The sequence below is a fragment of the Pantoea sp. OVA07A genome, from assembly GCF_019969975.1.
In the GTDB taxonomy this organism is placed as follows: domain Bacteria; phylum Pseudomonadota; class Gammaproteobacteria; order Enterobacterales; family Enterobacteriaceae; genus Pantoea; species Pantoea agglomerans.
The window spans coordinates 480,820-506,625 of record NZ_JAHXYM010000001.1 but is presented as its reverse complement, the minus strand read 5'-3'; the positions used below and the strand labels follow the sequence as shown (position 1 = coordinate 506,625).

Genomic DNA, 25,806 nt, shown 5'->3' with positions numbered 1-25,806 from the left:
AACTCCGCAATCAGTAACGAATTTTGGGATCGATAACGGCATAGAGCACGTCAACAATCGCGTTGAATACGATGGTCAGCAAACCAACCAGAATGGTCAGGCTCATCACCAGTGAGTAGTCACGGTTCAGCGCGCCGTTCACAAACAGCTGACCGATGCCCGGCAGACCGTAGATCGACTCAATCACCATCGACCCGGTGATGATGCCGACAAATGCCGGTCCCATATAGGAGATCACCGGCAGCAACGCGGGCTTCAGCGCATGACGCATTACAATGCGGCGCAGCGGTAAGCCTTTGGCGCGCGCGGTGCGGATAAAGTTGGAGTGCATCACTTCAATCATCGATCCACGGGTGATACGCGCGATACTGGCGATGTAAGCCAGCGACAGCGCCACCATCGGCAGCAGCATGTAGTTCCACTGCCCACCATTCCAGCCGCCGCCCGGCAGCCACTTCAGGGTGATGGCGAACAGCAGAACCAGCAACGGCGCGACCACGAAACTGGGTATCACCACGCCGGTCATTGCCACCCCCATCACCGCAAAATCCCACAAGCTGTTCTGTTTGAGCGCAGCGATAACTCCGGCCGTGACGCCAAGTACCACCGCCAGCAGAAACGCGGCCAGGCCAAGTTTGGCCGAGACCGGGAACGCATGCGCGACCAGGTAGTTGACCGAATAATCTTTGTATTTAAAGGATGGGCCGAAGTCGCCGTGCGCCAGCTGCACCAGGTAATCGACATACTGCTTACCGATAGGATCGTTGAGGTGATATTTCGCCTCAATGTTGGCCATCACTTCCGGTGCCAGGGTGCGCTCGCCGGTAAACGGGCTGCCGGGCGCCAGTCGCATCATAAAGAAGGAGATGGTAATCAGGACGAACAGCGTCGGTAGCGCTTCAAGCAAGCGACGCAGGATGAATTTTAACATTGCCGTACCTACCAGGCTGTTGCTTCACAACATATGAAAAAAGTAAAAGGCGGCGCCAGAGGCGCCGCCACTGCTGATAGCCTGAATGCTATTAGTGTTTGATGATGTAGAAGTTTTTATCCAGGGTTTTATCCAGTGGATCTTTACCGGTATAACCGCCGACATAAGGTTTCACCAGACGGGTATTCACGTAGTAGTAAACCGGGACGATGGTGCTGTCTTTATCCATGATCTGCTCGGCCTGCTGATAGTCAGCTGCACGGGCTTTAGCATCCGGGGCCTTAATCGCGTCGCGAATCACTTTGTCAAACGCATCGCTCTTATAGTGCGAGGTGTTACTGCTGCTGTTGGACAGCATGGTGTTCAGGAAGGAAGTCGGTTCATTGTAGTCCGCACACCATGCCGCACGGGAAACATCGTAGTTACCCTGATGACGGGTATCCAGGAAGGTTTTCCACTCCTGGTTTTCCAGCTTGATGTTCACGCCGATATTTTTCTTCCAGATCGAGGAGGCAGCAATCGCCAGCTTTTTGTGCAGATCGGAGGTGTTATAGAGCAGGTTAAAGGTCAGCGGTTTGTCGGCGGTGTAGCCCGCTTCGGCCAGCAGCTTTTTCGCCTCGGCATTACGCTTGTCCTGTGACCATTTGAACCAGTCTGGCGGCAGAATGTCCATGCCGTCGGTCGCTGGTGGCGTGTAGCTATAGGCAGGTTTCTGGCCCTGCGCCAGCACTTTATTCACCATGATGTCACGATCCAGACCCAGCTTCAGGGCAGCGCGCACGCGCGGATCGGTGAATGGCGCTTTCTGGTTGTTGATTTCGTAGTAATAGGTGCAGAGATATGGATCGACGTGCAGCTCTTTACCGTTGTCACGCTGCAGCTTTTTAAACAGCTCAATTGGCAGGTTGTTATAGGTCATGTCGCTGCCGTTCTCGGAGAAGTAGCGGTTAACGTCACTGACTTCTGAACTGATCGGCAGGAAGGTGACTTTGTTCAGCACCGTATGCTCATTGTCCCAGTAGTTCGGGTTACGCACCAGGGTGATACGTTCGTTAATCACGTGCGCTTCAAGCTTAAAGGCACCGTTGCCGACCCAGTTCTGCGGCTGCGTCCACTGATCGCCAAATTTCTCAATCGCCGGTTTGTAAACCGGTGACATGACGGAGTTAATCAGCAGCTTATCAAAATAGGGAACCGGCTCGCTCAGGGTGACTTCCAGCGTGTGGTCATCAATAGCTTTTACGCCCAGATCGGTAACTGGTTTTTTACCGGCGATGATGTCATCGACGTTCAGGATATGACCATACTGCGGATAGCTGGCATACGGTGAGGCGGTTTTAGGATCGACCAGACGCTCCCAGCTGTAGACGAAGTCCTGCGCGGTGACCGGCTCGCCATTGGACCATTTGGCATTTTTACGTAAGTGGAAAGTCCACACTTTGAAATCTTTATTTTCATAGCTTTCCGCTACGGCCGGGATCGGTTTACCGTTGCTGTCATTGACCAGCAGACCTTCGTAAAGATCACGCGCTACGTTGTCTTCCGGCACACCTTCAATTTTGTGCGGATCGAGCGACTGCACTTCATCGCCATTGCCGCGAACCAGCTCCTGTTTTGCGGCCAGCTCAACGCCCGCAGGCACTGTTGCTGCGAAAGCCGCATTCCCTGCCAGCGCACTCACTGCGGCGAAAACGCCCGCTGCAATCAGGCTTTTTTTCGTGATGTTGTTCATTATTACACTCCAGTTTTATTATCGTCACCGTGGCGATGCTCTGCCCCGGCGTCCCCCGTCTGCGGGCTCCCTGGCCTGTTACCAGGGAGATTGACCCCAAAAAAAGGTCTGTTTGCTGATGCGTTTTCCGACTGTCTCGCCGAACGGGCGATCAGATCAGTGTTTTTTGATGAAATAGTACTTCAGGTCTGTCATGTCCTGCGGGTCTTTGCCCGTGAAGCCGCCAACCCAGGGCTTCACCAGGCGCACACTTACGCGGTAGTAAACTGGCACAATTGGTGAGTCTTTGTCGAGTTGTGTTTCAGCCTGCTGATACAGGCCGGCGCGCTGCGCCTCGCTGCCCGCCGTCAGCGTCTCCGCCATCAGACGATCAAAGGTCGCGCTGCTGTAAAACGCGGTGTTGATCGAGGCGTTGCTGATCAGCATGTTCAGGAAGGTTGAGGGTTCATTGTAGTCAGCACACCAGGTGGCGCGCACCACGTCATACTGCGCCTGATGACGGGTCTCCAGCATGGTTTTCCACTCCTGATTCTGCAGCGTCACCTTAGCACCCAGGTTTTTCTGCCACATCGACGCGGCCGCAATCGCCTGCCGTTTGTTCTGATCGGAAGTGTTGTAGAGCAGCGTAAAGGTCAGCGGATGGGCAGCATCAAAGCCGGCCTCTGCCAGCAGCTTCTTCGCGGCTTCATTACGCTGCGCCTGCGTCCAGGTGAACCAGGCAGGTGGCGTGAGTTTGATACCGGCGGTGAAAGGCGGCGTCAGGCTGTAAGCCGGAATCTGCCCCTGGGCCATGATCTTATTGGCAATAACCTCGCGATCGAGGGTCATCTTCAGCGCGGCACGCACCCGCGCATCGGTAAACGGCGGCTTTTTGTTATTAATCTCGTAGTAAAAGGTGCAGAGCAGCGGGCTGACCTTCACTTCATCGCCCAGCTCTTTGCGCAGCTTGCCAAACATCTCTGGTGGCACCGCACTGTTGGTAATATCCGTGCCGCCGCTGCGGTAGCGATTAATATCGCTGTTTTCAGAGGCGATCGGCAGGAATGTCCCCTGTTCAATCACGGTGTGCGCATTATCCCAGTAGCGAGGATTGCGCTTCACGACAATTTTTTCATTCACTACCCAGTCGCTCAGCGTGTAGGCGCCGTTGCCGATGTAGTGACCCGGGCGGGTCCAGGCTTCGCCCCACTGCTTAATGGCTGGCGCATAAACCGGCTTCATCGCCGTATGCGCTAACATCGCCACCAGGTAAGGCACCGGCTCACTCAGGGTAATTTGCAGCCGATGGGCATCCAGCGCCTTCACGCCCAGCTGATCGGGTGACGCTTTGCCGGCAAGGATGTCATCAATATTGGCAAAATGGGCTGCCTGCAGATAGCTGGAGTAAGGCGACGCGGTTGTCGGGTCCACCAGACGGCGCCAGCTGTAGACGAAATCAGCGGCGGTAACCGGCTCACCGTTGCTCCACTTCGCATCCTCCCGCAGATTAAAAATCCAGACGGTGGGTTGCGGGTTTTCCCAGCTTTTAGCGACGCCAGGAACGACCTGCCCGCTGTTATCGGTATTGACCAGGCCGTCCAGCAGGTTGTGAATAATATTGGATTCCGGCACGCCTTCGGTTTTATGCGGATCCAGCGAGGAGACTTCACTGCCGTTATTGATCACAATCTGTTGCTGCGCGGCCAGTGTTGTGCCCGGCGGCACCGTGGCGGCATAGGCCGGAGAAAATGCCATTAACAAAACGACTGCGAGTTTTGACCGCTGCTGCTGCAAATTCTTCATCCCAATCATGCGAAACGCCAACCTTAAATTAAGTATCCCGACAGGCTTAAGCAAAAAGCGTTCTCACTTTGGGCTTTCGGAGAAAAAATTTTACGTTGGGCCAAAAATTATCAGAAGCCGTGAAGGCGCGCCAAAGCAAAATAGCTAAAATGTTAACTAATTCTCTTTTATCATGAGAAGTCAGGCAGCGAAAGTGTTAATTTTCGTCCTGAAAATATCATATCGATATGAAAAATAGACTATTTAGCTGGAAACCCCTCTCAGGAGCGGAAAGCAGCGACAAACAGCCTCTTTTTTGGCACTTATATTGGGGAATCTGGCTTCAGCGTGATGAAATTTAAGATAGCGTGATTATTCTGGCAGTTTGTGAGGCTTACACGAAAATAGAGAGCAGAATATCGTGTGAAAATAGTGACATTATTTCGCAGAAAAAAGTCTGTGAGCCAGCGCGCAGTAATGAAATTTATAATTGCCTGATTCTGTTAAGCACAACGAATAATTGCATCGTAATGGTGCATAAAATGCCCCTCCTGCACCATTACGGATCATTATTTCACTTCACTCTCTGAAATAAGTGAGTGTTTAATTGAGTAAGCCGGGAAAAATGGACTTCATGCCGGTGACAACAAATTCGATGCCCAGTGCCATCAGTAACAGACCCATAATACGCGTAATCACGTTGATACCGGTCTGGCCAAGAATACGCACCATTAACGGCGCGGCCCGAAAGAGTAACCAGCAGCAGAATGCAAAAATGGCAATCGCCAGGGTGAACCCCAGCAGATTTATCCAGCTGTGGTAGCGGGTGCTCCAGACAATGGTCGAGCTGATAGCACCCGGCCCCGCCATCAGAGGCAACGCCAGCGGCACAACCCCCACACTTTCACGAATCGCCGTTTCTGACTTCTCCTGCTTATTCTGCTTATCTTCGCCCAGCTTGCCGCTGATCATCGACATCGCAATGGTGACGACCAGGATCCCACCCGCGATGCGGAAGGAGTCAATCGAGATGCCAAACACATGCAGAATCGCATCCCCAAGGAACAGTGACGTCCAGAGGATAATAGCAACCGCCAGATTGGCGGTGAGGTTGGTTTTGTTACGCTCAGCCACCCCCTGATAACGGGTCATGCTGATGAAGACCGGAATAATTCCCACCGGATTGACCAGCGCAAAGAGCCCGACAAAAAATTTTATATAGCCTGATAAATCTAACAGCGCAGGGTTCACGACTTTACTCCGTACCACAGGGGGGGAAAACGCGCCTAATGTATGTGAAAACAGGCACGGACGCCAGATGCTGACTCAGCTATTTATACTGTTGAATGACGGCGCATCCAGCGCGTTACCCCAGAGATTAAAAAGTGACTGGATTTAGCCGCTACCAGGCAGATGACGTGAAGAGGTAACCAATTTGATAAACAAAGGGCGTAAAGGGGAGCTGAAAGGTGTCAGCTTGCGGTTAAATTGATCTGCATCAAAATTGCCCTACCCCAAACCAGGTAATCTTTTCGCAACGGAAGTATTAGCGGCAGCGAAGAAAATCTCACTGACTGCAACAGAAGACTAGTTCAGTAAACAGTTGAAAATCCGGGCGTTCTGACCCAGTCCAACGCCTTATGGCAACGTGACTATACTCAGGGCGCAGGATTGTTTACTAAAAAAGTTTAACTTCCTTCAGGAGAACACCATGGCCGTAACCAATGTCGCCGAACTTAATGCACTGGTTGAACGTGTAAAAAAAGCCCAGCGTGAATATGCCAACTTTTCTCAACAACAGGTCGACGCCATCTTCCGTGCCGCCGCCCTCGCCGCCGCAGACGCCCGAATCCCGCTTGCCAAGATGGCCGTTGCCGAATCCGGTATGGGCATCGTCGAAGACAAAGTGATCAAAAACCATTTTGCTTCAGAATATATCTACAACGCTTATAAAGATGAAAAAACCTGTGGTGTGTTAGCCACGGATGATACTTTCGGCACCATTACCATCGCCGAACCTATTGGCCTGATTTGCGGTATCGTCCCGACGACCAACCCCACTTCAACCGCCATCTTCAAAGCATTAATCAGCCTTAAAACCCGTAACGGCATCATCTTCTCTCCTCACCCACGCGCCAAAGATGCGACCAACAAAGCTGCAGACATCGTATTGCAGGCGGCGGTGGCTGCCGGTGCGCCAAAAGATATTATCGGCTGGATCGACGCACCTTCCGTTGAGCTGTCAAATCAACTGATGCATCACCCTGACATCAACCTGATTCTCGCCACTGGCGGTCCGGGCATGGTGAAAGCGGCTTACAGCTCCGGTAAACCTGCGATTGGTGTCGGTGCCGGTAATACGCCGGTCGTGATTGATGAAACCGCCGATCTGAAACGTGCGGTTGCGTCGATTTTGATGTCGAAAACCTTTGATAACGGGGTTATCTGCGCCTCTGAACAATCGGTGATTGTGGTCGATTCAGTCTATGACGCGGTGCGTGAACGTTTCGCCAGCCACGGCGGTTATATGCTGCAGGGTGCCGAACTGAGTGCGGTGCAGAATATTATTCTGAAAAACGGCGGCCTGAATGCGGCTATCGTAGGCCAGCCAGCGTTCAAAATTGCGGAGATGGCCGGTATCAGCGTGCCACCGAGCACTAAGATTCTGATTGGCGAAGTGAAGCTGGTGGATGAGTCTGAGCCGTTCGCCCATGAAAAACTCTCACCAACCCTTGCGATGTATCGGGCGAAAGATTTCCAGGATGCGGTCGCGAAAGCAGAAAAACTGGTCGCCATGGGCGGTATCGGCCACACCTCCTGTCTCTATACCGATCAGGACAACCAGACCGAACGCGTTCACTACTTCGGCGACAAAATGAAAACCGCGCGTATTCTGATCAACACCCCTGCCTCGCAGGGTGGTATCGGCGACCTCTACAACTTTAAACTGGCACCGTCTCTGACGTTGGGTTGTGGTTCGTGGGGCGGAAACTCTATTTCAGAGAACGTCGGTCCAAAACATCTGATCAATACCAAAACTGTCGCCAAGCGAGCTGAGAATATGTTGTGGCATAAACTTCCAAAATCCATCTACTTCCGTCGGGGTTCACTGCCAATTGCGCTGGAAGAAGTGGCAACGGATGGCGCGAAACGTGCCTTTATCGTCACTGACCGCTTCCTGTTCAATAACGGCTATGCCGACCAGGTTACCCGCGTGCTGAAATCACACGGCATTGAAACGGAAGTGTTCTTCGAAGTTGAAGCTGACCCGACGCTGAGCATCGTGCGTAAAGGTGCTGAGCAGATGAACAGCTTCAAACCGGATGTCATCATCGCGCTGGGCGGTGGCTCACCGATGGATGCCGCGAAAATCATGTGGGTGATGTACGAACATCCGGAAACTCACTTCGAGGAGCTGGCGTTACGTTTCATGGATATCCGTAAACGTATCTACAAGTTCCCGAAAATGGGTGTCAAAGCGCGCATGATTGCCATCACCACTACGTCCGGTACCGGTTCTGAAGTCACGCCGTTTGCTGTAGTGACCGATGATGCGACGGGTCAGAAATATCCGCTCGCTGACTACGCACTGACGCCTGATATGGCGATTGTCGATGCCAACCTGGTGATGGATATGCCGCGTTCACTCTGCGCCTTCGGCGGTCTGGATGCCGTGACCCACGCGCTGGAAGCTTATGTTTCAGTGCTGGCGAATGAATACTCTGACGGACAGGCACTGCAGGCACTGAAACTGCTGAAAGAGAATCTGCCAGCCAGCTATGCCGAAGGCGCCAAAAATCCGGTGGCGCGTGAGCGCGTACACAATGCCGCCACTATCGCCGGTATTGCGTTTGCCAACGCCTTCCTCGGGGTTTGTCACTCAATGGCGCATAAGCTGGGTTCAGAGTTCCATATCCCACACGGCCTGGCCAACGCCCTGTTAATCTCTAACGTTATTCGCTACAACGCGAATGACAACCCGACTAAACAGACCGCTTTCAGCCAGTACGATCGCCCTCAGGCGCGCCGTCGCTACGCCGAGATTGCTGACCATCTGGGTCTGAGCGCACCAGGCGACCGCACCGCGCAGAAAATTGAGAAGCTGCTCGCCTGGCTTGATGAGATTAAAACTGAACTTGGTATTCCAACCTCTATCCGTGAGGCGGGTGTGCAGGAAGCGGACTTCCTGGCGAAAGTCGATAAACTGGCCGATGATGCGTTTGATGACCAGTGTACCGGCGCTAACCCACGTTATCCGCTGATTGCTGAACTGAAACAGATTATGCTTGATACCTACTACGGTCGTGAATTTGTCGAACCGTTCTCAAGCGTAGCCGAAGCCATTGCTGAGCAGCCGGTAAAAGGTATTAAGCTTGAGAAGAAAGCCAAAAAAGTCTGATAGTGCCGTTCTGACTGTCTGATAAAAAAACCCGCTTCGGCGGGTTTTTTATTGCCTGAATAATAGGGTTAATTCAGCGGAGTCTGAGCGCCATGGATCGCCTGCAACGATCCCTGCTCTATCGCCTGTTTATAATGCTTACGGCAGACTGAGATATAACGTTCGTTACCGCCAATCACCACCTGCTCACCCTCACTGAAAGGTTTGCCCTCGCTATCCAGTCGCAGAACCATACTGGCCTTGCGCCCACAGTGACAAATAGTTTTGAGTTCAACCAGCTTATCTGCCCACGCCAGCAGATACTGACTGCCAACAAACAGTTCACCGCGAAAATCCGTTCGCAGACCATAACAGAGCACCGGGATATCAAGGTCGTCTACGACATCTGACAGCGCTTTAACCTGCTCACGGGTCAGGAACTGACTCTCATCAACCAGCACGCAATGGACAGGCTGAACGGCATGTTCAGCAGCGATGTCGCTGTAGAGTGATGTCTCTACGTTGTATAGCAAGGCCGGTGACGATAGTCCGATACGGGAACTCACCTGCCCGGCACCAAAGCGATTATCGATTTCAGCGGTGTAAACCAGTGAACGCATGCCGCGCTCATGATAGTTATATGAGGATTGTAGCAGTGCGGTTGATTTCCCTGCATTCATGGCAGAGTAATAGAAATAGAGTTGAGCCATCGGCGCGTATCTTCATCAGGACTGAATGGAATGGCGCGCATATTACCACAAAGCGGCGGCAATACGTTGCGGTTGATGAGTGAATAAAGTGTAACGGCTGGCCGTTTATTCCTCTGCATGCCGTTTCCAGCGCCTGTTATGTACAGTGCCGAACGGGATAAGTTTTGCTTATTTTACCCGCAACAAAATCAATGACATTTTTGTTGCTGACCTGAATACATTAAATTTATTTGATATCGGACTAAAGGAAAATATTTTTATTCTGCACTACTGTGCAATTTTCTGGTGAAAATTATTTTTAGTCACCTGGGTAATTAGTGATATACATATTTTTATGATTGCAGTTATTTTATGTCGCCACTACTATTAGCGGGCAACACAACTTTTCCCTTATTCAGAGACCAGGACAATGAGCGAAGCACTAAAAGTTCTTAATAATATCCGTACGCTGCGCGCCCAGGCCAGAGAGTATTCCGTTGAAATACTGGAAGAGATGCTGGAAAAGCTGGACGTAGTAGTAAAAGAGCGCCGCGAAGAAGAGTCTCATTTTCAGGCAGAAAATGAAGAACGCACGCGTAAACTTAATCAGTATCGTGAAATGCTAATGGCTGATGGTATTGACCCGAATGAACTGATTAACACGCTGACCGACACACGGACTGCGGCAAAAGGTAAACGCTCAGTACGTCCGGCTAAATATGGTTACACCGATGAAAAAGGCGAGTCCAGAACCTGGACCGGTCAGGGCCGCACACCGGCCGTGATTAAAAAAGCGCTGGAAGAACAGGGTAAAAAGCTGGACGATTTTTTACTGTAAAGACCCGCAGGGTGACTGCCTTTTGGGCAGCCTGATGCGCAATAAAAAAGGAAGCCGGAGCTTCCTTTTTTCTTTTAATCAGATACTCAGACGCGGTAAAAGTCGCGGTACCAGTCCACAAAGTTTTTAACGCCCTCTTCGACCCCGGTCTGCGGTTTGAATCCAATTGCCTTAAACAAGGCTTCGGTATCCGCACTGGTTTCCAGTACATCTCCAGGCTGCATTGGCATCAGATTTTTCTTCGCAGTAATGCCCAGGGCTTTTTCAATCGCTTCGATATAGTTCATCAACGTGACAGGCTGACTGTTTCCAATATTATAAACACGATAAGGCGCTGAACTGGTTGCCGGCGATCCGGTTTCAACTGTCCAGTTGTCGTCCTGTTGTGGAATAACATCCTGCAGGCGAACAATGGCTTCAGCAATATCGTCAATATAGGTAAAGTCGCGTTTCATCTGGCCCTGGTTATAAACGTCAATCGCCTCACCGGCAATCATTGCTCGGGTGAATTTGAATAACGCCATATCCGGACGGCCCCACGGGCCATAGACCGTAAAGAAGCGCAATCCAGTGGTCGGCAGCTGATAGAGATGCGAGTAAGTGTGTGACATTAACTCGTTGGCTTTTTTGGTCGCTGCATATAAAGAAACCGGATGATCAACGCTATCTTCGGTTGAGAACGGCATCTTGCGATTCAGACCATAGACTGAACTGGATGAGGCGTAGAGCAGATGTTCAATTTTATGATGACGGCAACCTTCAAGGATATTGAGGTGACCCGTCAGATTGGAGTCTGCGTAGGCATGAGGATTTTCAATGGAATACCGGACACCAGCCTGAGCACCAAGATGGATAACGCGCTGGAATTTTTGCTGATCGAACAGTGACGCCATTGCGTCACGGTCCGCCAGGTCCATCTCAATAAAAGTAAAACCAGGATCGGCCTTAATTAAATTGAGACGGGCATGCTTGAGATTTACGTCGTAATAATCATTCAGGTTGTCGATACCGACAACCTGGTGACCGGCGGCCAGCAGACGCTGGCTGACATGAAAACCAATAAAACCTGCGGCGCCGGTGACCAGAAAGTTCATAAATCCCTCGTTAATTATGCAGTTTGAATAGACGCTCCGCGGCCGATTGCATAATAAACGAAACCGCGTTTGCTGATACGCTCTGGATCATACAGGTTACGACCATCAAAAATCACGGCTTCTTTCAGTGCATTTTTGATGATGTCGAAGTCAGGTGCACGGAAGTTTTGCCACTCCGTACAGATGACCAGACCGTCAGCGCCCTGCAGTGCTGCTTCTTTGGTACCCATCAGCTTAAGATCGCTGCGGTGACCGTAGATACGCTGTGCTTCATCCATCGCTTCAGGGTCAAACGCCTGAACAGATGCGCCAGCTTCCCACAGCGTTTCCATCAGCACACGGCTGGAGGCTTCACGCATGTCGTCAGTGTTCGGCTTAAATGACAGGCCCCAGAGCGCAAACGTTTTACCTTTCAGATCGTCACCAAAATGACGTTTGATAAAGGTTGGCAGTTTGTTTTTCTGGTTGTCATTCACATCTTCCACGGCCTGCAACAGACGTGGCTGATAGCCAATTGACTCAGCGGTACGGATTAACGCCTGCACATCTTTCGGGAAGCAGGAGCCGCCGTAACCACAGCCAGGATAGATAAAGTGGTAGCCAATGCGGGGATCGGAACCGATGCCCTGGCGTACTTTTTCAATATCCGCGCCTAAACGTTCAGCCAGGTTAGACATCTCATTCATAAAGCTGATTTTGGTGGCCAGCATGCAGTTTGCTGCATACTTGGTCAGCTCTGCGCTGCGGATATCCATCATGATCATACGATCGTGGTTACGGTTAAACGGCTCATAGAGCTCGCGTAACAGTTCTACCACGTCGTCGTTGTCAGTACCGACAACGATACGTTCTGGACGCATACAGTCATTGACTGCAGCACCTTCTTTGAGGAATTCCGGGTTAGATACCACATCAAAAGTGATGTTGGCGTCACGCGCTTTCAGCGCTTCCGTCATTACCGCACGAACTTTGTCTGCTGTGCCAACCGGAACGGTTGATTTGTCGATAACCACTTTGTGATCGTTCATATGCTGCGCAATGGTGCGCGCTACGGCGGTCACATATTTCAGATCGGCAGAGCCGTCTTCATCTGGTGGAGTACCAACTGCAATAAACTGCATAACACCATGGTTTACGCCCATCTCAGCATCAGTGCTGAACTTCAGACGACCCGCTTCGTAATTGGACATTACCAGCGGCGTTAAACCTGGTTCGAAAATAGGAATGATGCCTTTTTTCAGATTTTCGACTTTGTTTTCGTCGACATCAATGCAGAGAACGTCATGTCCGACTTCGGCTAACACCGCAGCCTGAACCAGACCGACATAGCCGATACCAAATACAGTGACTTTCATCGAGTTATCCTGTGTTTATGAATTACTTTTTGTTGCCAACTGCGCCATCGAGCCATTCAGAAAAATCTTTGCCCAATACCGGATGACGAACACCGTACTCAACGAAAGCCTGCATGTAGCCCAGTTTGTTACCACAGTCATGGCTGACGCCTTTCAGGTGATATGCTTCAACTGTCTCTTTTTCCATCAGCATTGCAATGGAGTCAGTCAGCTGAACTTCGCCGCCTGCACCTGGAGGCGTTTTAGCCAGCAGTGGCCAGATCTCTGAAGAGAGAACATAACGACCTACAACGGCCAGGTTTGATGGGGATTCTGACGCTTTAGGCTTCTCAACCACACCGACCATTGGTGCGCTGTCGCCTGGGTTCAGTTCTGCGCCCTGGCAATCGACAACACCGTATGCAGTCACATCGGCAACCGGCTCAACCATGATCTGGCTGCGGCCAGACTCTTCATAACGGCTCAGCATCTCTGCCAGGTTATCTTTGGTTGGGTTAGATTCATATTCGTCGATGATGACGTCTGGCAGGATAACCGCAAACGGCTCATCACCGATCAGTGGGTGTGCACACATTACAGCGTGACCCAGACCTTTAGCGATGCCCTGACGAACCTGCATGATGGTGACGTGTGGCGGGCAGATTGACTGGATTTCATCCAGCAGCTGACGCTTAACGCGTTTTTCCAGCATTGATTCCAGTTCGAAGCTGGTATCAAAGTGGTTTTCGATGGCATTTTTTGATGAATGCGTTACCAGCACAATTTCGTTGATGCCAGCAGCGATACACTCGTTAACGACATACTGGATTAACGGCTTATCAACCAGCGGTAACATTTCTTTAGGAATCGCTTTGGTAGCCGGGAGCATACGCGTACCCAAACCCGCTACCGGGATTACCGCTTTTTTTACTTTGGTATTATTGGCAGACATTAAGATACCTCTCTTATAGGCCGTTCAAGTTAATACTTGATATGTCGGTTTAAAATCGGAAATGAGTATATCAGTTAGTATCGAACGGATTTATCCTGGAAGGCACCAAACCGTCGAAATTAAGACTATTACCCAACTGTAAAGCTAAACTCTGGCCCTGTCCTCAGCGCCAGAATTCCTCTGTTTTTACGGCTTATTCTTCCGTCGATAGCATCAGCCGAATGCGCCCGCCCGCGCCCCAGACGTGGCATTGCCAGTTTTCTGCGCGCTGACTGATCTGGTTAAGATGGGTGCTGCCCATAGTGCCAAGGGGGACACCATTGCTGAGCTGAATCTGATGGGCATGAACATGGAGTGTGGCGTTCAATCCGGCCGAAACCAGAATTAAGTTCTTCAATCCGCGATGATAGTACCCAACCAGTAACGGGAACTGGCCGCTCAGGTTCGCCTGGCGCAGTAACAGATTGACCTGTCTGAGCAGCCCATTGAGCTCGGGCAGACGCTGTTTCTGCCCGGTCAGTTGCTCCTGCAGCAGGCCATTGAACAGCGCCCGCAGCAGCAATGCTGCCAGCACGCCATTATCACCGGCACGGGTCACGTCCAGACAGTAGAACGCCAGATCTTTGTCGGAGAGCGCCGCGATATCAAGCACCAGCCCAGGCTGCTCAGCCATCGTCAGCTGACGATAGTTAACCCGGCAGTTGGCAATAGTCTGCTGCACCGGTGGCTGGAGTTGCTTGAGCAGCTTGGCAGCCGCTTTAGGATCACGAACCAGCGCATCCCAGTCCTGGAACAGTTGTTCATCCTCTTCCACTTTCGAAGTGAACATAGAGGGATAGAGACACTCATAGACCGCTTCACGGAAGCGCTCAAAGTTTTTAAGTGGTTTAAGCAGCACATCCTGCACCCCAAGACGCAATACATGCGCAATATCCGACATGTTCTCGGTTGCTGAGATGATTAAAATCGGCACGATGTTGCCGCGGGTACGAATGTGCTCAACGAACTGGATGCCGCTCATGCGGGGCATTTCCAGATCGCAGATAATCAGGTCGACAGTATGCTGTTGTAGTTGTGCAATTGCTTCCAGACCATCTTCCGCTTGTAACGTCACAGCACCCATCGATAACAAAAATTGGTCCAGCAACGAACGGAAAACAGCCTCATCTTCGACAATGAGTATCTTTTTGCCGAGTAGTGGTTTTTCCATTCTTTCCCCCTGCGTACCAGATATTTCAATAGTGGTTCATAAAACGCAGTTGCGCCTTTAAGAATTGGCTGAAGTCACCGCTTTGAATGAACAACCTGATTATCTGCCACGGACCAGTGGTAATAATTCATCCATTTTCTTCTCTACGGCGGCCTTGCCAGCTTCAATGGCTTCCTCAGCACGATGAAAGTCCAGCGTCGAAATTTGCGGACAGACCGGCTGAATCAAAACATCGGGCGGATCGCCTGCCATGCGATTCCGCTTCAGGCGATTTTCCAGCACCTGGATAGAGGTGGACATAATCTCCATCGCGCCAGGTGACTGAGACGCACGGCGCTGGCTGAAATTCACCAGACGCTGACGCAGCTTCCCACCCCAACTCAATGCCGCTGCGGCGGCTTCTTCTTCGCTATTCTGTGGTGTCACGGAAAAGAGATCCTGCTGCATTAAATGCGCGTCATGCTGCAAGTCAACGGCGATAACAATGTCTGCCCCCAGGGCACGGGTAAGTGAAATCGGCACCGGGTTGACTACGGCACCATCCACCAGCCAATACCCATTGTAGCCCACCGGCGGTAATAAACCTGGCATACTGCATGAAGCGCGTACTGCCTGATGCAGATCGCCCTCTGTCAGCCAGAGTTCACGACCGGTACTGAGGTTAGTCGCCACCACGCCAAAGGGTTTATGACAATGCTCTATCGTGTCATTGGGGATCAGCTGACGAACATGGCTAAAGACCCGCTCACCGCGCAGCAGTCCGCCACGCTGCCAGGAGACATCCATCAGGCGAATAACATCCCAGTAGCGAAATGCACTGACCCATTTTTCCATCAGCGGCAGGCGGTTATTCACATAGGCAGATCCGACTAATGCCCCAACAGAGCAGCCCGCAACGACGTCGATCTCAATACCTGCACGCTCCAGCGCGTTGATCACGCCGATGTGCGCCCATCCTTTGGCCGCTCCAGAACCCAGAGCCAATCCAATTTTTACCTTTCTCATTTCTGTCTGGTCCTGCCGTCAATACGTAGCATCACAACACGGGGTCAGCTAACATAGCGCGCTTGTAAAACCGACCCATCATTCCCGGGAGATAATGTGTCAGAAACCTGCCCATGTTGTAGCGGAGAGCAGTATAGCGTATGTTGCGAGCCCTTTCTTCAGGGTAACCAGATTCCTGTTACAGCTGAACAACTTATGCGATCCCGTTATTGCGCTTATGTGCAGCATAATGCGGACTATCTGGTTGCGACCTGGCATCCTGAGAAGCGTGATCCGGCGCTGTCAGGGCTTTTATCTGAAAGTTTTCCAGGAACCGACTGGCTCAGCCTGAATGTAACCCGTTGTAATCATGGAAGCCATGAGAACGAAGCTTTCGTTACCTTTTTTGCGCGATACCGCGAGAAAACCAACATTCAGGCCATTCATGAATGTTCACGCTTTCTTCGCGAGGATCAACGCTGGTACTATGTTGACGGTACAGCACCGCCCGTGGGGCGTAACGATCGCTGCCCGTGCGGCAGTGAAAAAAAATACAAAAAATGTTGTGGTTAAGCTGACGGCTACCCCAGCGGTTTTACCCCTAATGCTTTGACAGGACTCTGATTGAGATGCAAGCGCAAACCATGCAAAGAAAAGTTTTACGAACCATTTGTCCCGATGCAAAAGGTCTGATCGCCAAAATCACCAATATTTGTTACAAGCACGAACTTAATATCGTGCAGAACAATGAGTTTGTTGATCATCGCACCGGGCGTTTTTTCATGCGTACCGAACTGGAAGGGATCTTCAACGACAACACCCTGCTCGCCGACCTCGACAGCGCCCTGCCCCAGGGTTCAGTCCGGGAACTGCACAGCGCCGGTCGTCGCCGCGTGGTGATTCTGGTCACTAAAGAGGCGCATTGCCTGGGCGATCTGTTAATGAAGAGCGCGTTTGGCGGCCTGGATATGGAAATTGCGGCGGTAGTGGGTAACCACGACACCCTGCGTTCGCTGGTTGAGCGTTTTGACATTCCCTTTGTGCTGGTGAGCCATGAGGGACTGACGCGGGAAGAGCACGATAACCGCATGGTGGAAGAGATTGACCGCTATCAGCCCGATTACGTGGTGCTGGCGAAATATATGCGCGTCCTGACGCCCGCCTTTGTGCAGCGTTATCCGAACCAGATTATCAATATTCACCACTCCTTCCTGCCCGCCTTTATCGGTGCCCGTCCCTATCATCAGGCTTATGAACGTGGCGTGAAGATCATCGGTGCCACCGCGCACTATGTGAACGACAATCTCGATGAAGGCCCAATCATCATGCAGGATGTGATAAACGTTGATCACAGCTACACCGCCGATGAGATGATGCGCGCCGGTCGCGACGTAGAAAAGAATGTCCTGAGCAACGCACTGTATAAAGTGCTGGGGCAACGCGTGTTTGTTTACGGCAACCGCACGATTATTCTTTAATCAGCCAGTGCGCTGAATTGTCTGCAGATTCAGCGCTACGCGTAAAAAGTGGGCAAACAGTTGCGGTTTTGCCAGTGGGCGCTTTACACCCTTATCGCATTTGGTATGATGCGCCCCGCTTTAAGAGAGAAAGATTCAGGCCATGGTGGGATTCCCGAGCGGCCAAAGGGAGCAGACTGTAAATCTGCCGTCACAGACTTCGAAGGTTCGAATCCTTCTCCCACCACCATCTGAATCTGAATCATCTTAAGCCACATCACTATCCCAGGTGGGATTCCCGAGCGGCCAAAGGGAGCAGACTGTAAATCTGCCGTCACAGACTTCGAAGGTTCGAATCCTTCTCCCACCACCATCTCGTATGTTGCACACCATCCCCAAAATAATACCTAAGCTTCCTGTTCTGCGGGGAGAGGGATGAGAACCTTCGATTAAGGTTCGGGTCGAGCATCGCGAGACAACGCGCTTCAGCGCGGCCCGCAGGGTGAGGCGCAACGCGCCGAATAATCCTTCTCCCACCACCATCTCGCATGTTGCACACCATCCCAAAAATAATACCTAAGCTTCCTGTTCTGCGGGGAGAGGGATGAGAACCTTCGATTAAGGTTCGGGTCGAGCATCGCGAGACAACGCGCTTCAGCGCGGCCCGCAGGGTGAGGCGCAACGCGCCGAATAATCCTTCTCCCACCACCATCTCGTATGTTGCACATCATCCCCAAAATAATACCTAAGCTTCCTGTTCGCCCCCACACTCCTGCCCGCTTTCACACAATCTCAGCCTGTTCCGCCATGACTTTTTCAGCAAAAATCGCTACCATCTCCGCCTGACATTTCTGAACAATGGTCGATCTCATGAAATTTGTTTCATTTAACATCAATGGGTTGCGTGCCCGCCCGCATCAGCTTCAGGCACTTGTCGAACAGCATCAGCCCGATGTTATCGGTCTGCAGGAAACCAAGGTCCATGACGACATGTTCCCGCTGGAAGAGGTGTCAAAGCTCGGCTATCACGTCTTCTATCATGGACAGAAAGGTCACTACGGTGTTGCCCTGTTAACCAAAGCTGAGCCAGTGTCAGTGAGCCGGGGTTTCCCGGGTGATGACGAAGAATCCCAGCGCCGCCTGATCATCGCGGAGCTTCCCAGCCCGATTGGCGACATCACGGTAATTAACGGCTATTTTCCGCAGGGCGAAAGCCGCGACCATCCCACCAAGTTTCCGGCTAAAGAGAAATTCTATCGCGATCTGCAACGTCTGCTGACCGAGGATCTGCCTGCTGATAAGCCGGTTCTGATTATGGGCGACATGAATATCAGCAGCACCGATCGGGATATTGGTATTGGTGAGGAGAGCCGCAAGCGCTGGCTGCGCACCGGCAAATGCTCCTTCCTGCCGGAAGAACGCGAGTGGATGGACCGCCTGCTGGGCTGGGGACTGGTTGATACCTGGCGTGAGCACAATCCGGAGGTGGCGGATCGCTTCTCCTGGTTTGATTACCGTTCGAAAGGGTTTGATGATAATCGCGGGTTACGCATCGATCTGGTGCTGGCGAGCAAAACCCTGGCGTCGCACTGCGTTGAGACCGGCATTGATTATGAGATCCGGGGCATGGAAAAACCATCTGACCACGCACCCATCTGGTCAACCTTCCGCTTTTAACTGAGGGTCGCGTGGCAGAGCGCCACGCGACGGCTATTTCACTATTTTCCAGATCAGGTTATTGGTGCCGATGGAGTGTTCATCACGGGTACATTGCAGCAACACCCCCTCTGATTTCACCACCGCGCCTTCCGTGTAGTTACGGTTCTCAAAGATACAGCAGCGGAGACAGTCTGGCTGACGTCTCTCTGCCTGTGTCCATGCCTCGGGTGGCATATCCACCACGACATCGGTGTTGCCACCGTTGCTGCCCTGCTGTGGCATCGACTGATAACGACTGTTGGCCTGCGCCACGCTGGTCGCCAGCAACAGGGCCACGACCAGTAATACTGAATAACGCCTCATTCCGTCTCCTTCACTTTACGCCTGGTTTTGCGCACCGGACGTTTCTGTCCGGTGGACGGTAATCCCCGAAATGCATGCGCCGCAGGCTGCTGTCGCGCCTGCTGGATCAGACCAGTTAAGGTTTGCACCAGCGGCTGCATGAACTCATCATAGCGGCAGGCCTTTTCGCTGATACGCGTCAGTGTCGATTCCCACTGCGCCGTCATATCCGGGCGTGCTGCCAGATCGGGCAGGGAGTGAATCAGGGCGCGTCCGGCATCCGTAGAATTGATATAACGGCCCTTCTTCACCAGGAAGCCACGACGAAACAGTAATTCGATAATGCCGGCGCGTGTGGCTTCCGTTCCTAAACCATCGGTCGCACGCAGCACTTTCTTTAATTCTTTATCCTGAACGAAACGGGCAATGCCGGTCATTGCAGAAAGAATGGTGGCATCGGTAAACGGGCGTGGCGGCTGGGTTTGCTTCGCCAGCACCTCTCCGCGCTCACACAGCAGCTCATCCCCTTTCGCTACCACCGGCAACGGCATGCCGTCGTTCTCTTCATCACGCTCTTTGTTGCCCAGCAGCGCACGCCACCCCGCTTCCGCCAGGAAGCGCGCTTTCGCCACGAATTTTCCGCCGGCAATATCGAGATCGATGACACATTTGCGGAATACCGCATCCGGGCAGAACTGCATCAGATACTGGCGCGCCACCAGTTCATAGATATGCTGCTCGTTTTCACTGAGTTTCACCGCGCTGGCACGGGCCGTTGGAATAATGGCGTGGTGGGCATCCACTTTTTTATCATCCCAGCAACGATTTCTGCGATCGGCATCGAAATCTGCCGGTGGGGTCAGCTGTGACTGATGCGCCTGTATCGCCTTTAACACCGCATGACGACCGGCAAAATGCTCTTCAGGCAGATAGCGGCTGTCCGAACGGGGATAGGTAATCAGTTTGTGGGTTTCGTAAAGCCGCTGGCAGGTATCCAGCACCGTCTGCGCACTCAGCCCGTAACGTTTAGCGGCCTCGATCTGCAGGCTGGATAAGGAAAAGGGCAGCGGCGCCACCTCATTTTCGCGCTTATCACTGTAAGCAGTGACGATCGCCGGCTGGCCCGAAATACGCGCCACCACATGCTCGGCCAGTGCGCGTTTGAGCAGGCGGCCCTCTTCATCCTGCCACGGTTCACAGGCTTCACTGGGGATCCAGCTGGCGATAAATCGGGCGCCGTCAGGCGTAAGGATGTGCGCTTTCACTTCGAAGTAATCTTTCGGCACGAAGTTCTCGATCTCTTCATCGCGCCGGACCACCAGCCCAAGCACCGGCGTCTGCACCCGGCCAACCGACAGTACGCCATCATAGCCTGCATTGCGTCCCAGCAGCGTCCAGGCGCGGGTCATGTTAATGCCATAGAGCCAGTCCGCCCGGGCGCGGGCCAGCGCCGAGACGCACAACGGAATAAACTCGCGATTTTCACGCAGGCGGTTCACTGCCCGGTCCACCGCCTGAGGATTGAGATCGTTAATCAGACAGCGCTGCACCTTGCTGCGTTTTTCAGCCGGCAGGTTCAGGTAGTCGAGCACCTCATCCACCAGCAACTGCCCTTCCCGATCCGGGTCACCGGCATGCACCACTTCATTCGCCTGCGCCAGCAAGCCCTCAACCACTTTCAGCTGCTTAGCGACCGAGGGACGCGGTTTTAGCTGCCATTTTTCCGGAATGATGGGTAAATCCGCCAGCGACCAGCGCGCATAACGGCTGTCATAACTGTCGGGTTGCGCCTGCTCCAGAAGATGGCCTACACACCAGGTGACGATCTGATCGTTGCCGCAGGCGATGAATCCATCACCGCGTCGATGCGGTTTCGGCAGCACATCTGCGATAGCACGCCCCAGGCTCGGTTTTTCCGCAATAAACAAACGCATTGAATCAGGTAATCCTTAACATCAGGGGGAACGCAGTGATAACCGGTTGTCCGCTGTCGGTTTGAATACTGGGGCTATGTTAGCCTGGCAGGCCCGCTGGCGTAAGTGTGAAGCGCGGCGTTAGCGATCGTTCGCACAGGAACCGTGCAAAAAGCAGGGCTGAAATGCACCCTGCCTGAACCGGACAAGCATTGTAGTCAGAAGTAACGAACGAAAGGCGCCGTGTCAGGTGGGAGCACCGTGGTGCTGGATTTCAGTTGCGGGGTGCCCAGATAGAGAAAGCCGACGATGGCATCCTGTTCGCGGCAGCCAAACCCCTGGCGTACCTGCTCGTCATCGGTCCAGGGACCACTGCGCCAGATACCGTTGTAACCCTGAGCGACGGCCGCCATCTGCATGGCCATCACTGCACAGCTTGCCGAGGCGATCTGCTCCCAGCGCGGCACTTTGTGGTGCTCTTCACAATGTGCCACCACCGTAATGATCATCGGTGCGCGAAACGGTGACTGGCTCGCTTTGTTAATCGCCTTTTCATCCAGCTGTTTATCGCGTGCTGCCTGCTCCAGCAGCTGGCTCAGACGGTCGCGCCCCTCATTTTCCACAATGATAAAGCGCCAGGGTTGCAGCGTGCCGTGATCCGGGGCGCGCATGCCAGCCCGCAGGATATTTTCCAGTGCGTCACCCGCAGGTGCCGGCTCAGTCAGGCGTGAGGCCGAACGTCGGTTGACCAGTAATTCCAGTGCGTCCATGTTTCTCTCCCGATCTCTGTAATGTTGCAGTTATCCTGGCACAGGCAGATTTTTTGTAACAGTGCGCAGTGATTTCCTGCTGACTTTTAACACGCCGCTCTTTAGGATGAGCTCGTCGGGGAAGTCTGGTCCGCGCGGCGGCCACTTCCTGCTACATATTTATGGAGAGTCTGATGCGCACATTGTGGCGAATAATTGCAGGTCTGTTCCGCTGGAGCTGGCGGGTACTGAATTTTATCAGGGAATTTATTCTGAATATTTTCCTGATTTTGTTGATTGTGGTGGGTGTAGGGATCTGGCTGCAGGTCAGCGGGTCGGGCGGCAGTTCAGCGCCGATTCAGCAAGGCGCACTGAAAGTGGATCTCAGCGGCGTGCTGGTGGATAAACCGTCGGTAAGCAATCGTCTGAGCAAAATTGGCCGCCAGCTGCTGGGTGCCAGCAGTGATCGCTTACAGGAAAATTCGCTGTTTGATGTGGTCGACGCTATTCGTCAGGCAAAAGATGACAGCAACATTAAAGGCATGGTGCTCGATTTACGCGAATTTGCCGGTGGCGATCAGCCTTCACTGCAATATGTGGGTAAAGCGCTGCGCGAATTCCGCGACAGCGGCAAGCCGATTTATGCGCTCGGCGACAGCTACAGCCAGGCGCAGTATTACCTTGCCAGCTACGCCACCAAAATCTATCTGTCACCACAGGGCACCGTAGATCTGCATGGTTTCGCTACTAACGGACTCTATTACAAAACCTTGCTGGAGAAGCTGAAAGTCACCTCACACGTCTTCCGTGTCGGGACCTACAAATCAGCGGTTGAGCCCTTCCTGCGTGACGACATGTCCCCTGCCGCACGGGATGCTGACAGCCGCTGGGTCGGTCAACTGTGGCAGAACTACCTGAACACCGTGGCAGCGAACCGCCAGATTACGCCGGAGCAACTCTTCCCCGGTGCTGCTGCGATTATTGCCGGGTTAAACGCCGTTAAAGGCGATACCGCGCAATATGCGCTGGATAACAAGCTGGTCGATGCCCTGGGTTCACGTGCGGCAGCCGATCAGGAGCTGGTAAAAACCTTTGGTCTGGATAAGCAGAGCAACGATTACCGTAGCGTCAGCATCTATGACTACAGCGTGAAAACCACCTCCACGCAGCAGGATGGCAACATCGCGGTAGTCATGGCCAGCGGTGCCATCATGGATGGTGAAGAGACGCCGGGCAACGTCGGTGGCGACACGACGGCGGCGCAGATCCGCGATGCGCGTCTCGATCCGAAAATCAAAGCGATTATTCTGCGGGTGAACAGCCCGGGTGGCAGCGTCACCGCCTCGGAAGCGATTCGTGAAGAGCTGGCGGCAGCGCAGGCGGCCGGTAAGCCGATTGTGGTCTCGATGGGAGGCATGGCGGCGTCCGGCGGTTACTGGATCTCAACGCCTGCCAGCTACATTGTGGCGAACCCCAGCACGCTGACTGGCTCGATTGGCATCTTCGGCGTGATCAATACGCTGGAGAACAGCCTGGACAGTATTGGCGTGCACACCGACGGTGTTGCGACCTCACCGCTGGCGGATATCTCAACCACCAAAGCGCTGCCAACAGAAGTTCAGCAGCTGATGCAGCTGACCATCGAAAATGGCTACCGCAACTTTGTCGGTCTGGTGGCGAAGTCACGTCATAAAACGCCAGAGCAGATTGATGCCATTGCACAGGGCCACGTCTGGACCGGCAGCGATGCGAAAGCCAATGGTCTGGTTGATGCGCTGGGTGACTTCGATGATGCCGTGAAGAAGGCGGGCGAGCTGGCGAAAGTCAGTAATCCGCAGCTGAGCTGGTATCAGGATGACCCGAGCTTCCTGGATATGATGCTGAGCCAGATGAACGCGTCGGTGCAGGCTGTCCTGCCTGATACGCTGACAGCCTGGCTGCCAGCACCGATGCTGGATGTGATGAGTGCTATGAAAGCCCAGCCTGGTCTGTTCGACAAGCAGAACGATCCTCAGAACCGTTATGCATTCTGCCTGAACTGCGGCGAAGTGCGATAAACCTCGCAGCCCGGCCGCTGGTCGGGCTGCTTTTCCCCGCTATTCCCCTTATACTGCGCGTTTTATGGCGAGTCTGAGTTCTCTAATGCAAAAGAAAAACATCTACGTAGCCTACACTGGCGGGACGATCGGTATGCAGCGTTCGGCGCAGGGTTATATTCCGGTATCGGGACACCTGCAGCAACAGCTGGCTAACATGCCGGAGTTCCACCGCCCTGAGATGCCTGATTTCACTATTCATGAGTATCAGCCACTGATCGACTCTTCCGACATGACCCCGCAGGACTGGCAGTCTATCGCAGAAGATATCCGTCAGAACTACGATCGCTATGATGGTTTTGTCATCCTGCATGGCACTGACACCATGGCATTTACCGCCTCAGCACTCTCCTTTATGCTGGAAAATCTGGCCAAGCCGGTTATCGTCACGGGCTCGCAGATTCCGTTAGCGGAATTACGTTCAGATGGTCAGCAGAATCTCTTAAATTCGCTCTATGTGGCGGCCAACTATCCGATCAGCGAAGTGTCGCTGTTTTTCAATAACACGCTCTATCGCGGTAACCGGACCACCAAGGCACATGCAGACGGCTTCAACGCCTTTGCTTCGCCCAACCTCTCTGCGCTGCTGGAAGCGGGCATTCATATTCGTCGCCTCAATACACCGCCAGCCCCAGCCGGTCAGGGCGAACTGAAGGTTCACACCATTACGCCTCAGCCCATTGGCGTGGTCACCATCTATCCCGGCATTTCAGCCGACGTTGTACGTAACTTTCTGCGTCAGCCAGTCAAAGCATTGATCCTGCGCTCCTATGGTGTGGGTAATGCACCGCAGAACAAGGATTTTCTGGCAGAATTGCAGCAGGCCAGCGAGCGTGGCATCGTGGTGGTAAACCTCACCCAGTGTATTTCCGGCAAAGTGAATATGGGCGGATACGCTACCGGCAATGCGCTGGAACATGCTGGTGTCATCAGCGGATTTGACCTCACCGTGGAAGCGGCGCTGACAAAGCTACACTTTTTACTCAGCCAGGATCTTTCGGCCGATCAAATCCGAGCCAGAATGCAGCAGAATTTGCGCGGCGAACTGACTGAAGACTGAAACGGAGCGATATGTAATGAAGCGGGCACTCATCATTATTGATATTCAGAACGATTTTTGCCCCGGCGGCCCGATGGCAGTCCATGAGGGCGACCATACGGTCGAGGTGGCGAATCGTTATGCGCGACTGTTCCGTGAAAACGGTGAATGCGTACTGGCGCTGCAGGACTGGCATCCGGCCGATCACGGCAGCTTTGCCTCGGTTTCCGGCGAGCCGGTCTACACGCTGGGCGAGTTAAATGGTCTGGCCCAGATCTGGTGGCCCGATCACGGCATTCAGGGCTCGACTGGCGCTGATTTTCATCCGGGTCTCGATCGCTCACTGTTCGATGCGACGTTCCATAAGGGCCAGGATCAGGATGTCGACAGCTATAGCGCCTTTTTTGACAATGGCCATCGCCGTAAGACTGAGCTGGACAGCTGGCTGCGTGAGCGTGGGATCACCCATCTGGTGATGCTGGGGCTGGCGACAGATTACTGCGTCAAATATAGCGTGCTGGATGCGCTGGAGCTGGGTTATCACGTTGAGGTGGTTAAAGAGGGCTGCCGGGGCGTCAATCTGAATCCCGAGGACAGCGAAATTGCCTTTGCCCAGATGACCGCTCAGGGCGCGATTCTGATTTAAAA

21 protein-coding genes, 2 tRNA genes and 2 other RNA genes are annotated in these 25,806 nt (G+C 53.0%); 12 read left to right on the top strand and 13 right to left on the bottom strand.

The window, feature by feature from the left end; genetic code table 11:
- Positions 1–10 precede the first annotated feature (10 nt).
- The 4 genes from oppB to LC417_RS02300 all read right to left on the bottom strand — a co-directional run bounded on the left by oppB (position 11) and on the right by LC417_RS02300 (position 5,675).
- Positions 11–931 carry an oligopeptide ABC transporter permease OppB gene (oppB, locus tag LC417_RS02315; RefSeq protein WP_010244379.1) on the bottom strand — a complete coding sequence of 307 codons (921 nt, stop codon included), beginning with the start codon at positions 929–931 and terminating at the stop codon, positions 11–13.
- Between the two features lie 91 nt (positions 932–1,022).
- Positions 1,023–2,663, bottom strand: a complete 1,641-nt coding sequence (oppA, locus tag LC417_RS02310; RefSeq protein ID WP_010244375.1) for an oligopeptide ABC transporter substrate-binding protein OppA — start codon at positions 2,661–2,663, stop codon at positions 1,023–1,025.
- Between the two features lie 156 nt (positions 2,664–2,819).
- Positions 2,820–4,445, bottom strand: coding sequence for an ABC transporter substrate-binding protein (locus LC417_RS02305; RefSeq protein ID WP_223565404.1), 1,626 nt, complete (start codon positions 4,443–4,445; stop codon positions 2,820–2,822).
- A 582-nt stretch (positions 4,446–5,027) separates the two neighbouring features.
- Entirely contained in the window at positions 5,028–5,675 is a 648-nt protein-coding gene (locus LC417_RS02300) for a YchE family NAAT transporter (RefSeq protein ID WP_010244367.1), read from the bottom strand.
- A 460-nt stretch (positions 5,676–6,135) separates the two neighbouring features.
- Between LC417_RS02300 and adhE the strand changes: the two genes are divergently transcribed.
- On the top strand, positions 6,136–8,823 hold the full coding sequence (gene adhE / locus LC417_RS02295) for a bifunctional acetaldehyde-CoA/alcohol dehydrogenase (RefSeq protein WP_010244364.1): 2,688 nt from the start codon (positions 6,136–6,138) through the stop codon (positions 8,821–8,823).
- Between the two features lie 68 nt (positions 8,824–8,891).
- On the opposite strand, the gene tdk is transcribed toward adhE, so the two are convergent.
- Positions 8,892–9,512: a thymidine kinase gene (tdk, locus tag LC417_RS02290; RefSeq protein ID WP_223565403.1), complete on the bottom strand. Its 621-nt coding sequence runs from the start codon at positions 9,510–9,512 to the stop codon at positions 8,892–8,894.
- A gap of 409 nt (positions 9,513–9,921) precedes the next feature.
- Between tdk and hns the strand changes: the two genes are divergently transcribed.
- Positions 9,922–10,329 carry a histone-like nucleoid-structuring protein H-NS gene (gene hns, locus LC417_RS02285; RefSeq protein ID WP_223565402.1) on the top strand — a complete coding sequence of 136 codons (408 nt, stop codon included), beginning with the start codon at positions 9,922–9,924 and terminating at the stop codon, positions 10,327–10,329.
- Between the two features lie 86 nt (positions 10,330–10,415).
- On the opposite strand, the gene LC417_RS02280 is transcribed toward hns, so the two are convergent.
- The 5 genes from LC417_RS02280 to rssA form a co-directional block, all read right to left on the bottom strand.
- Positions 10,416–11,423: an NAD-dependent epimerase gene (locus tag LC417_RS02280; protein WP_010244357.1), complete on the bottom strand. Its 1,008-nt coding sequence runs from the start codon at positions 11,421–11,423 to the stop codon at positions 10,416–10,418.
- 14 nt (positions 11,424–11,437) lie between these two features.
- The gene (locus tag LC417_RS02275; protein WP_031593141.1) at positions 11,438–12,778 is read right to left on the bottom strand and encodes a UDP-glucose/GDP-mannose dehydrogenase family protein; all 1,341 of its coding nucleotides are present in this window, start codon (positions 12,776–12,778) and stop codon (positions 11,438–11,440) included.
- Between the two features lie 22 nt (positions 12,779–12,800).
- Entirely contained in the window at positions 12,801–13,709 is a 909-nt protein-coding gene (galU, locus tag LC417_RS02270; RefSeq protein ID WP_008925296.1) for a UTP--glucose-1-phosphate uridylyltransferase GalU, read from the bottom strand.
- Between the two features lie 193 nt (positions 13,710–13,902).
- On the bottom strand, positions 13,903–14,919 hold the full coding sequence (gene rssB / locus LC417_RS02265; protein WP_010244345.1) for a two-component system response regulator RssB: 1,017 nt from the start codon (positions 14,917–14,919) through the stop codon (positions 13,903–13,905).
- Positions 14,920–15,018: 99 nt separating this feature from the next.
- The gene (rssA, locus tag LC417_RS02260) at positions 15,019–15,924 is read right to left on the bottom strand and encodes a patatin-like phospholipase RssA (protein WP_010244341.1); all 906 of its coding nucleotides are present in this window, start codon (positions 15,922–15,924) and stop codon (positions 15,019–15,021) included.
- Between the two features lie 96 nt (positions 15,925–16,020).
- Between rssA and LC417_RS02255 the strand changes: the two genes are divergently transcribed.
- From LC417_RS02255 to xthA, 7 genes are all read left to right on the top strand, one after another.
- Positions 16,021–16,476 carry a YchJ family protein gene (locus tag LC417_RS02255; RefSeq protein WP_033771935.1) on the top strand — a complete coding sequence of 152 codons (456 nt, stop codon included), beginning with the start codon at positions 16,021–16,023 and terminating at the stop codon, positions 16,474–16,476.
- 56 nt (positions 16,477–16,532) lie between these two features.
- On the top strand, positions 16,533–17,381 hold the full coding sequence (gene purU, locus LC417_RS02250) for a formyltetrahydrofolate deformylase (RefSeq protein ID WP_003852258.1): 849 nt from the start codon (positions 16,533–16,535) through the stop codon (positions 17,379–17,381).
- A gap of 144 nt (positions 17,382–17,525) precedes the next feature.
- Positions 17,526–17,610: transfer RNA gene (locus tag LC417_RS02245), tRNA-Tyr, on the top strand.
- Positions 17,611–17,648: 38 nt separating this feature from the next.
- Positions 17,649–17,733 (top strand) — tRNA-Tyr (locus LC417_RS02240).
- A gap of 41 nt (positions 17,734–17,774) precedes the next feature.
- A non-coding RNA gene (locus tag LC417_RS02235) (RtT sRNA) lies at positions 17,775–17,902 on the top strand.
- Between the two features lie 41 nt (positions 17,903–17,943).
- Positions 17,944–18,071, top strand: a non-coding RNA gene (locus LC417_RS02230) — RtT sRNA.
- A 159-nt stretch (positions 18,072–18,230) separates the two neighbouring features.
- Positions 18,231–19,037 (top strand): exodeoxyribonuclease III, encoded by an 807-nt coding sequence (gene xthA / locus LC417_RS02225; RefSeq protein WP_010260640.1) that lies wholly within the window; start codon positions 18,231–18,233, stop codon positions 19,035–19,037.
- A gap of 33 nt (positions 19,038–19,070) precedes the next feature.
- Here xthA and LC417_RS02220 read toward each other — a convergent pair whose 3' ends face one another.
- From LC417_RS02220 to LC417_RS02210, 3 genes are all read right to left on the bottom strand, one after another.
- Complete coding sequence (locus tag LC417_RS02220) at positions 19,071–19,382, bottom strand: DUF1496 domain-containing protein (RefSeq protein WP_060680340.1); 312 nt, start codon at positions 19,380–19,382, stop codon at positions 19,071–19,073.
- Entirely contained in the window at positions 19,379–21,295 is a 1,917-nt protein-coding gene (locus LC417_RS02215) for a DNA topoisomerase III (RefSeq protein ID WP_033779068.1), read from the bottom strand. Before LC417_RS02215 ends, LC417_RS02220 begins: the two co-directional genes overlap by 4 nt.
- Positions 21,296–21,492: 197 nt before the next feature.
- Complete coding sequence (locus LC417_RS02210) at positions 21,493–22,044, bottom strand: NAD(P)H nitroreductase (RefSeq protein WP_031592757.1); 552 nt, start codon at positions 22,042–22,044, stop codon at positions 21,493–21,495.
- Positions 22,045–22,217: 173 nt separating this feature from the next.
- Between LC417_RS02210 and sppA the strand changes: the two genes are divergently transcribed.
- The 3 genes from sppA to pncA all read left to right on the top strand — a co-directional run bounded on the left by sppA (position 22,218) and on the right by pncA (position 25,804).
- A complete protein-coding gene (sppA, locus tag LC417_RS02205; protein ID WP_223565401.1) occupies positions 22,218–24,080 on the top strand; it encodes a signal peptide peptidase SppA in 1,863 nt (620 codons plus the stop codon).
- Positions 24,081–24,165: 85 nt separating this feature from the next.
- Positions 24,166–25,179: an asparaginase gene (gene ansA, locus LC417_RS02200; RefSeq protein WP_089414136.1), complete on the top strand. Its 1,014-nt coding sequence runs from the start codon at positions 24,166–24,168 to the stop codon at positions 25,177–25,179.
- A gap of 16 nt (positions 25,180–25,195) precedes the next feature.
- Positions 25,196–25,804, top strand: a complete 609-nt coding sequence (gene pncA / locus LC417_RS02195; protein ID WP_010260626.1) for a bifunctional nicotinamidase/pyrazinamidase — start codon at positions 25,196–25,198, stop codon at positions 25,802–25,804.
- The last annotated feature ends 2 nt before the right edge of the window (positions 25,805–25,806 follow it).

What these genes read in the sequence shown, in the direction of transcription:
- rssA (WP_010244341.1), bottom strand. Translation starts at nt 15,924, where the DNA reads ATGAGAAAGGTAAAAATTGGATTGGCTCTGGGTTCTGGAGCGGCCAAA.
- purU (WP_003852258.1), top strand. Translation starts at nt 16,533, where the DNA reads ATGCAAGCGCAAACCATGCAAAGAAAAGTTTTACGAACCATTTGTCCC.
- LC417_RS02220 (WP_060680340.1), bottom strand. Translation starts at nt 19,382, where the DNA reads ATGAGGCGTTATTCAGTATTACTGGTCGTGGCCCTGTTGCTGGCGACC.
- rssB (WP_010244345.1), bottom strand. Translation starts at nt 14,919, where the DNA reads ATGGAAAAACCACTACTCGGCAAAAAGATACTCATTGTCGAAGATGAG.
- pncA (WP_010260626.1), top strand. Translation starts at nt 25,196, where the DNA reads ATGAAGCGGGCACTCATCATTATTGATATTCAGAACGATTTTTGCCCC.
- adhE (WP_010244364.1), top strand. Translation starts at nt 6,136, where the DNA reads ATGGCCGTAACCAATGTCGCCGAACTTAATGCACTGGTTGAACGTGTA.
- xthA (WP_010260640.1), top strand. Translation starts at nt 18,231, where the DNA reads ATGAAATTTGTTTCATTTAACATCAATGGGTTGCGTGCCCGCCCGCAT.
- ansA (WP_089414136.1), top strand. Translation starts at nt 24,166, where the DNA reads ATGCAAAAGAAAAACATCTACGTAGCCTACACTGGCGGGACGATCGGT.
- LC417_RS02215 (WP_033779068.1), bottom strand. Translation starts at nt 21,295, where the DNA reads ATGCGTTTGTTTATTGCGGAAAAACCGAGCCTGGGGCGTGCTATCGCA.
- LC417_RS02305 (WP_223565404.1), bottom strand. Translation starts at nt 4,445, where the DNA reads ATGAAGAATTTGCAGCAGCAGCGGTCAAAACTCGCAGTCGTTTTGTTA.
- sppA (WP_223565401.1), top strand. Translation starts at nt 22,218, where the DNA reads ATGCGCACATTGTGGCGAATAATTGCAGGTCTGTTCCGCTGGAGCTGG.
- oppA (WP_010244375.1), bottom strand. Translation starts at nt 2,663, where the DNA reads ATGAACAACATCACGAAAAAAAGCCTGATTGCAGCGGGCGTTTTCGCC.
- oppB (WP_010244379.1), bottom strand. Translation starts at nt 931, where the DNA reads ATGTTAAAATTCATCCTGCGTCGCTTGCTTGAAGCGCTACCGACGCTG.
- hns (WP_223565402.1), top strand. Translation starts at nt 9,922, where the DNA reads ATGAGCGAAGCACTAAAAGTTCTTAATAATATCCGTACGCTGCGCGCC.
- LC417_RS02275 (WP_031593141.1), bottom strand. Translation starts at nt 12,778, where the DNA reads ATGAAAGTCACTGTATTTGGTATCGGCTATGTCGGTCTGGTTCAGGCT.
- LC417_RS02280 (WP_010244357.1), bottom strand. Translation starts at nt 11,423, where the DNA reads ATGAACTTTCTGGTCACCGGCGCCGCAGGTTTTATTGGTTTTCATGTC.
- LC417_RS02210 (WP_031592757.1), bottom strand. Translation starts at nt 22,044, where the DNA reads ATGGACGCACTGGAATTACTGGTCAACCGACGTTCGGCCTCACGCCTG.
- tdk (WP_223565403.1), bottom strand. Translation starts at nt 9,512, where the DNA reads ATGGCTCAACTCTATTTCTATTACTCTGCCATGAATGCAGGGAAATCA.
- galU (WP_008925296.1), bottom strand. Translation starts at nt 13,709, where the DNA reads ATGTCTGCCAATAATACCAAAGTAAAAAAAGCGGTAATCCCGGTAGCG.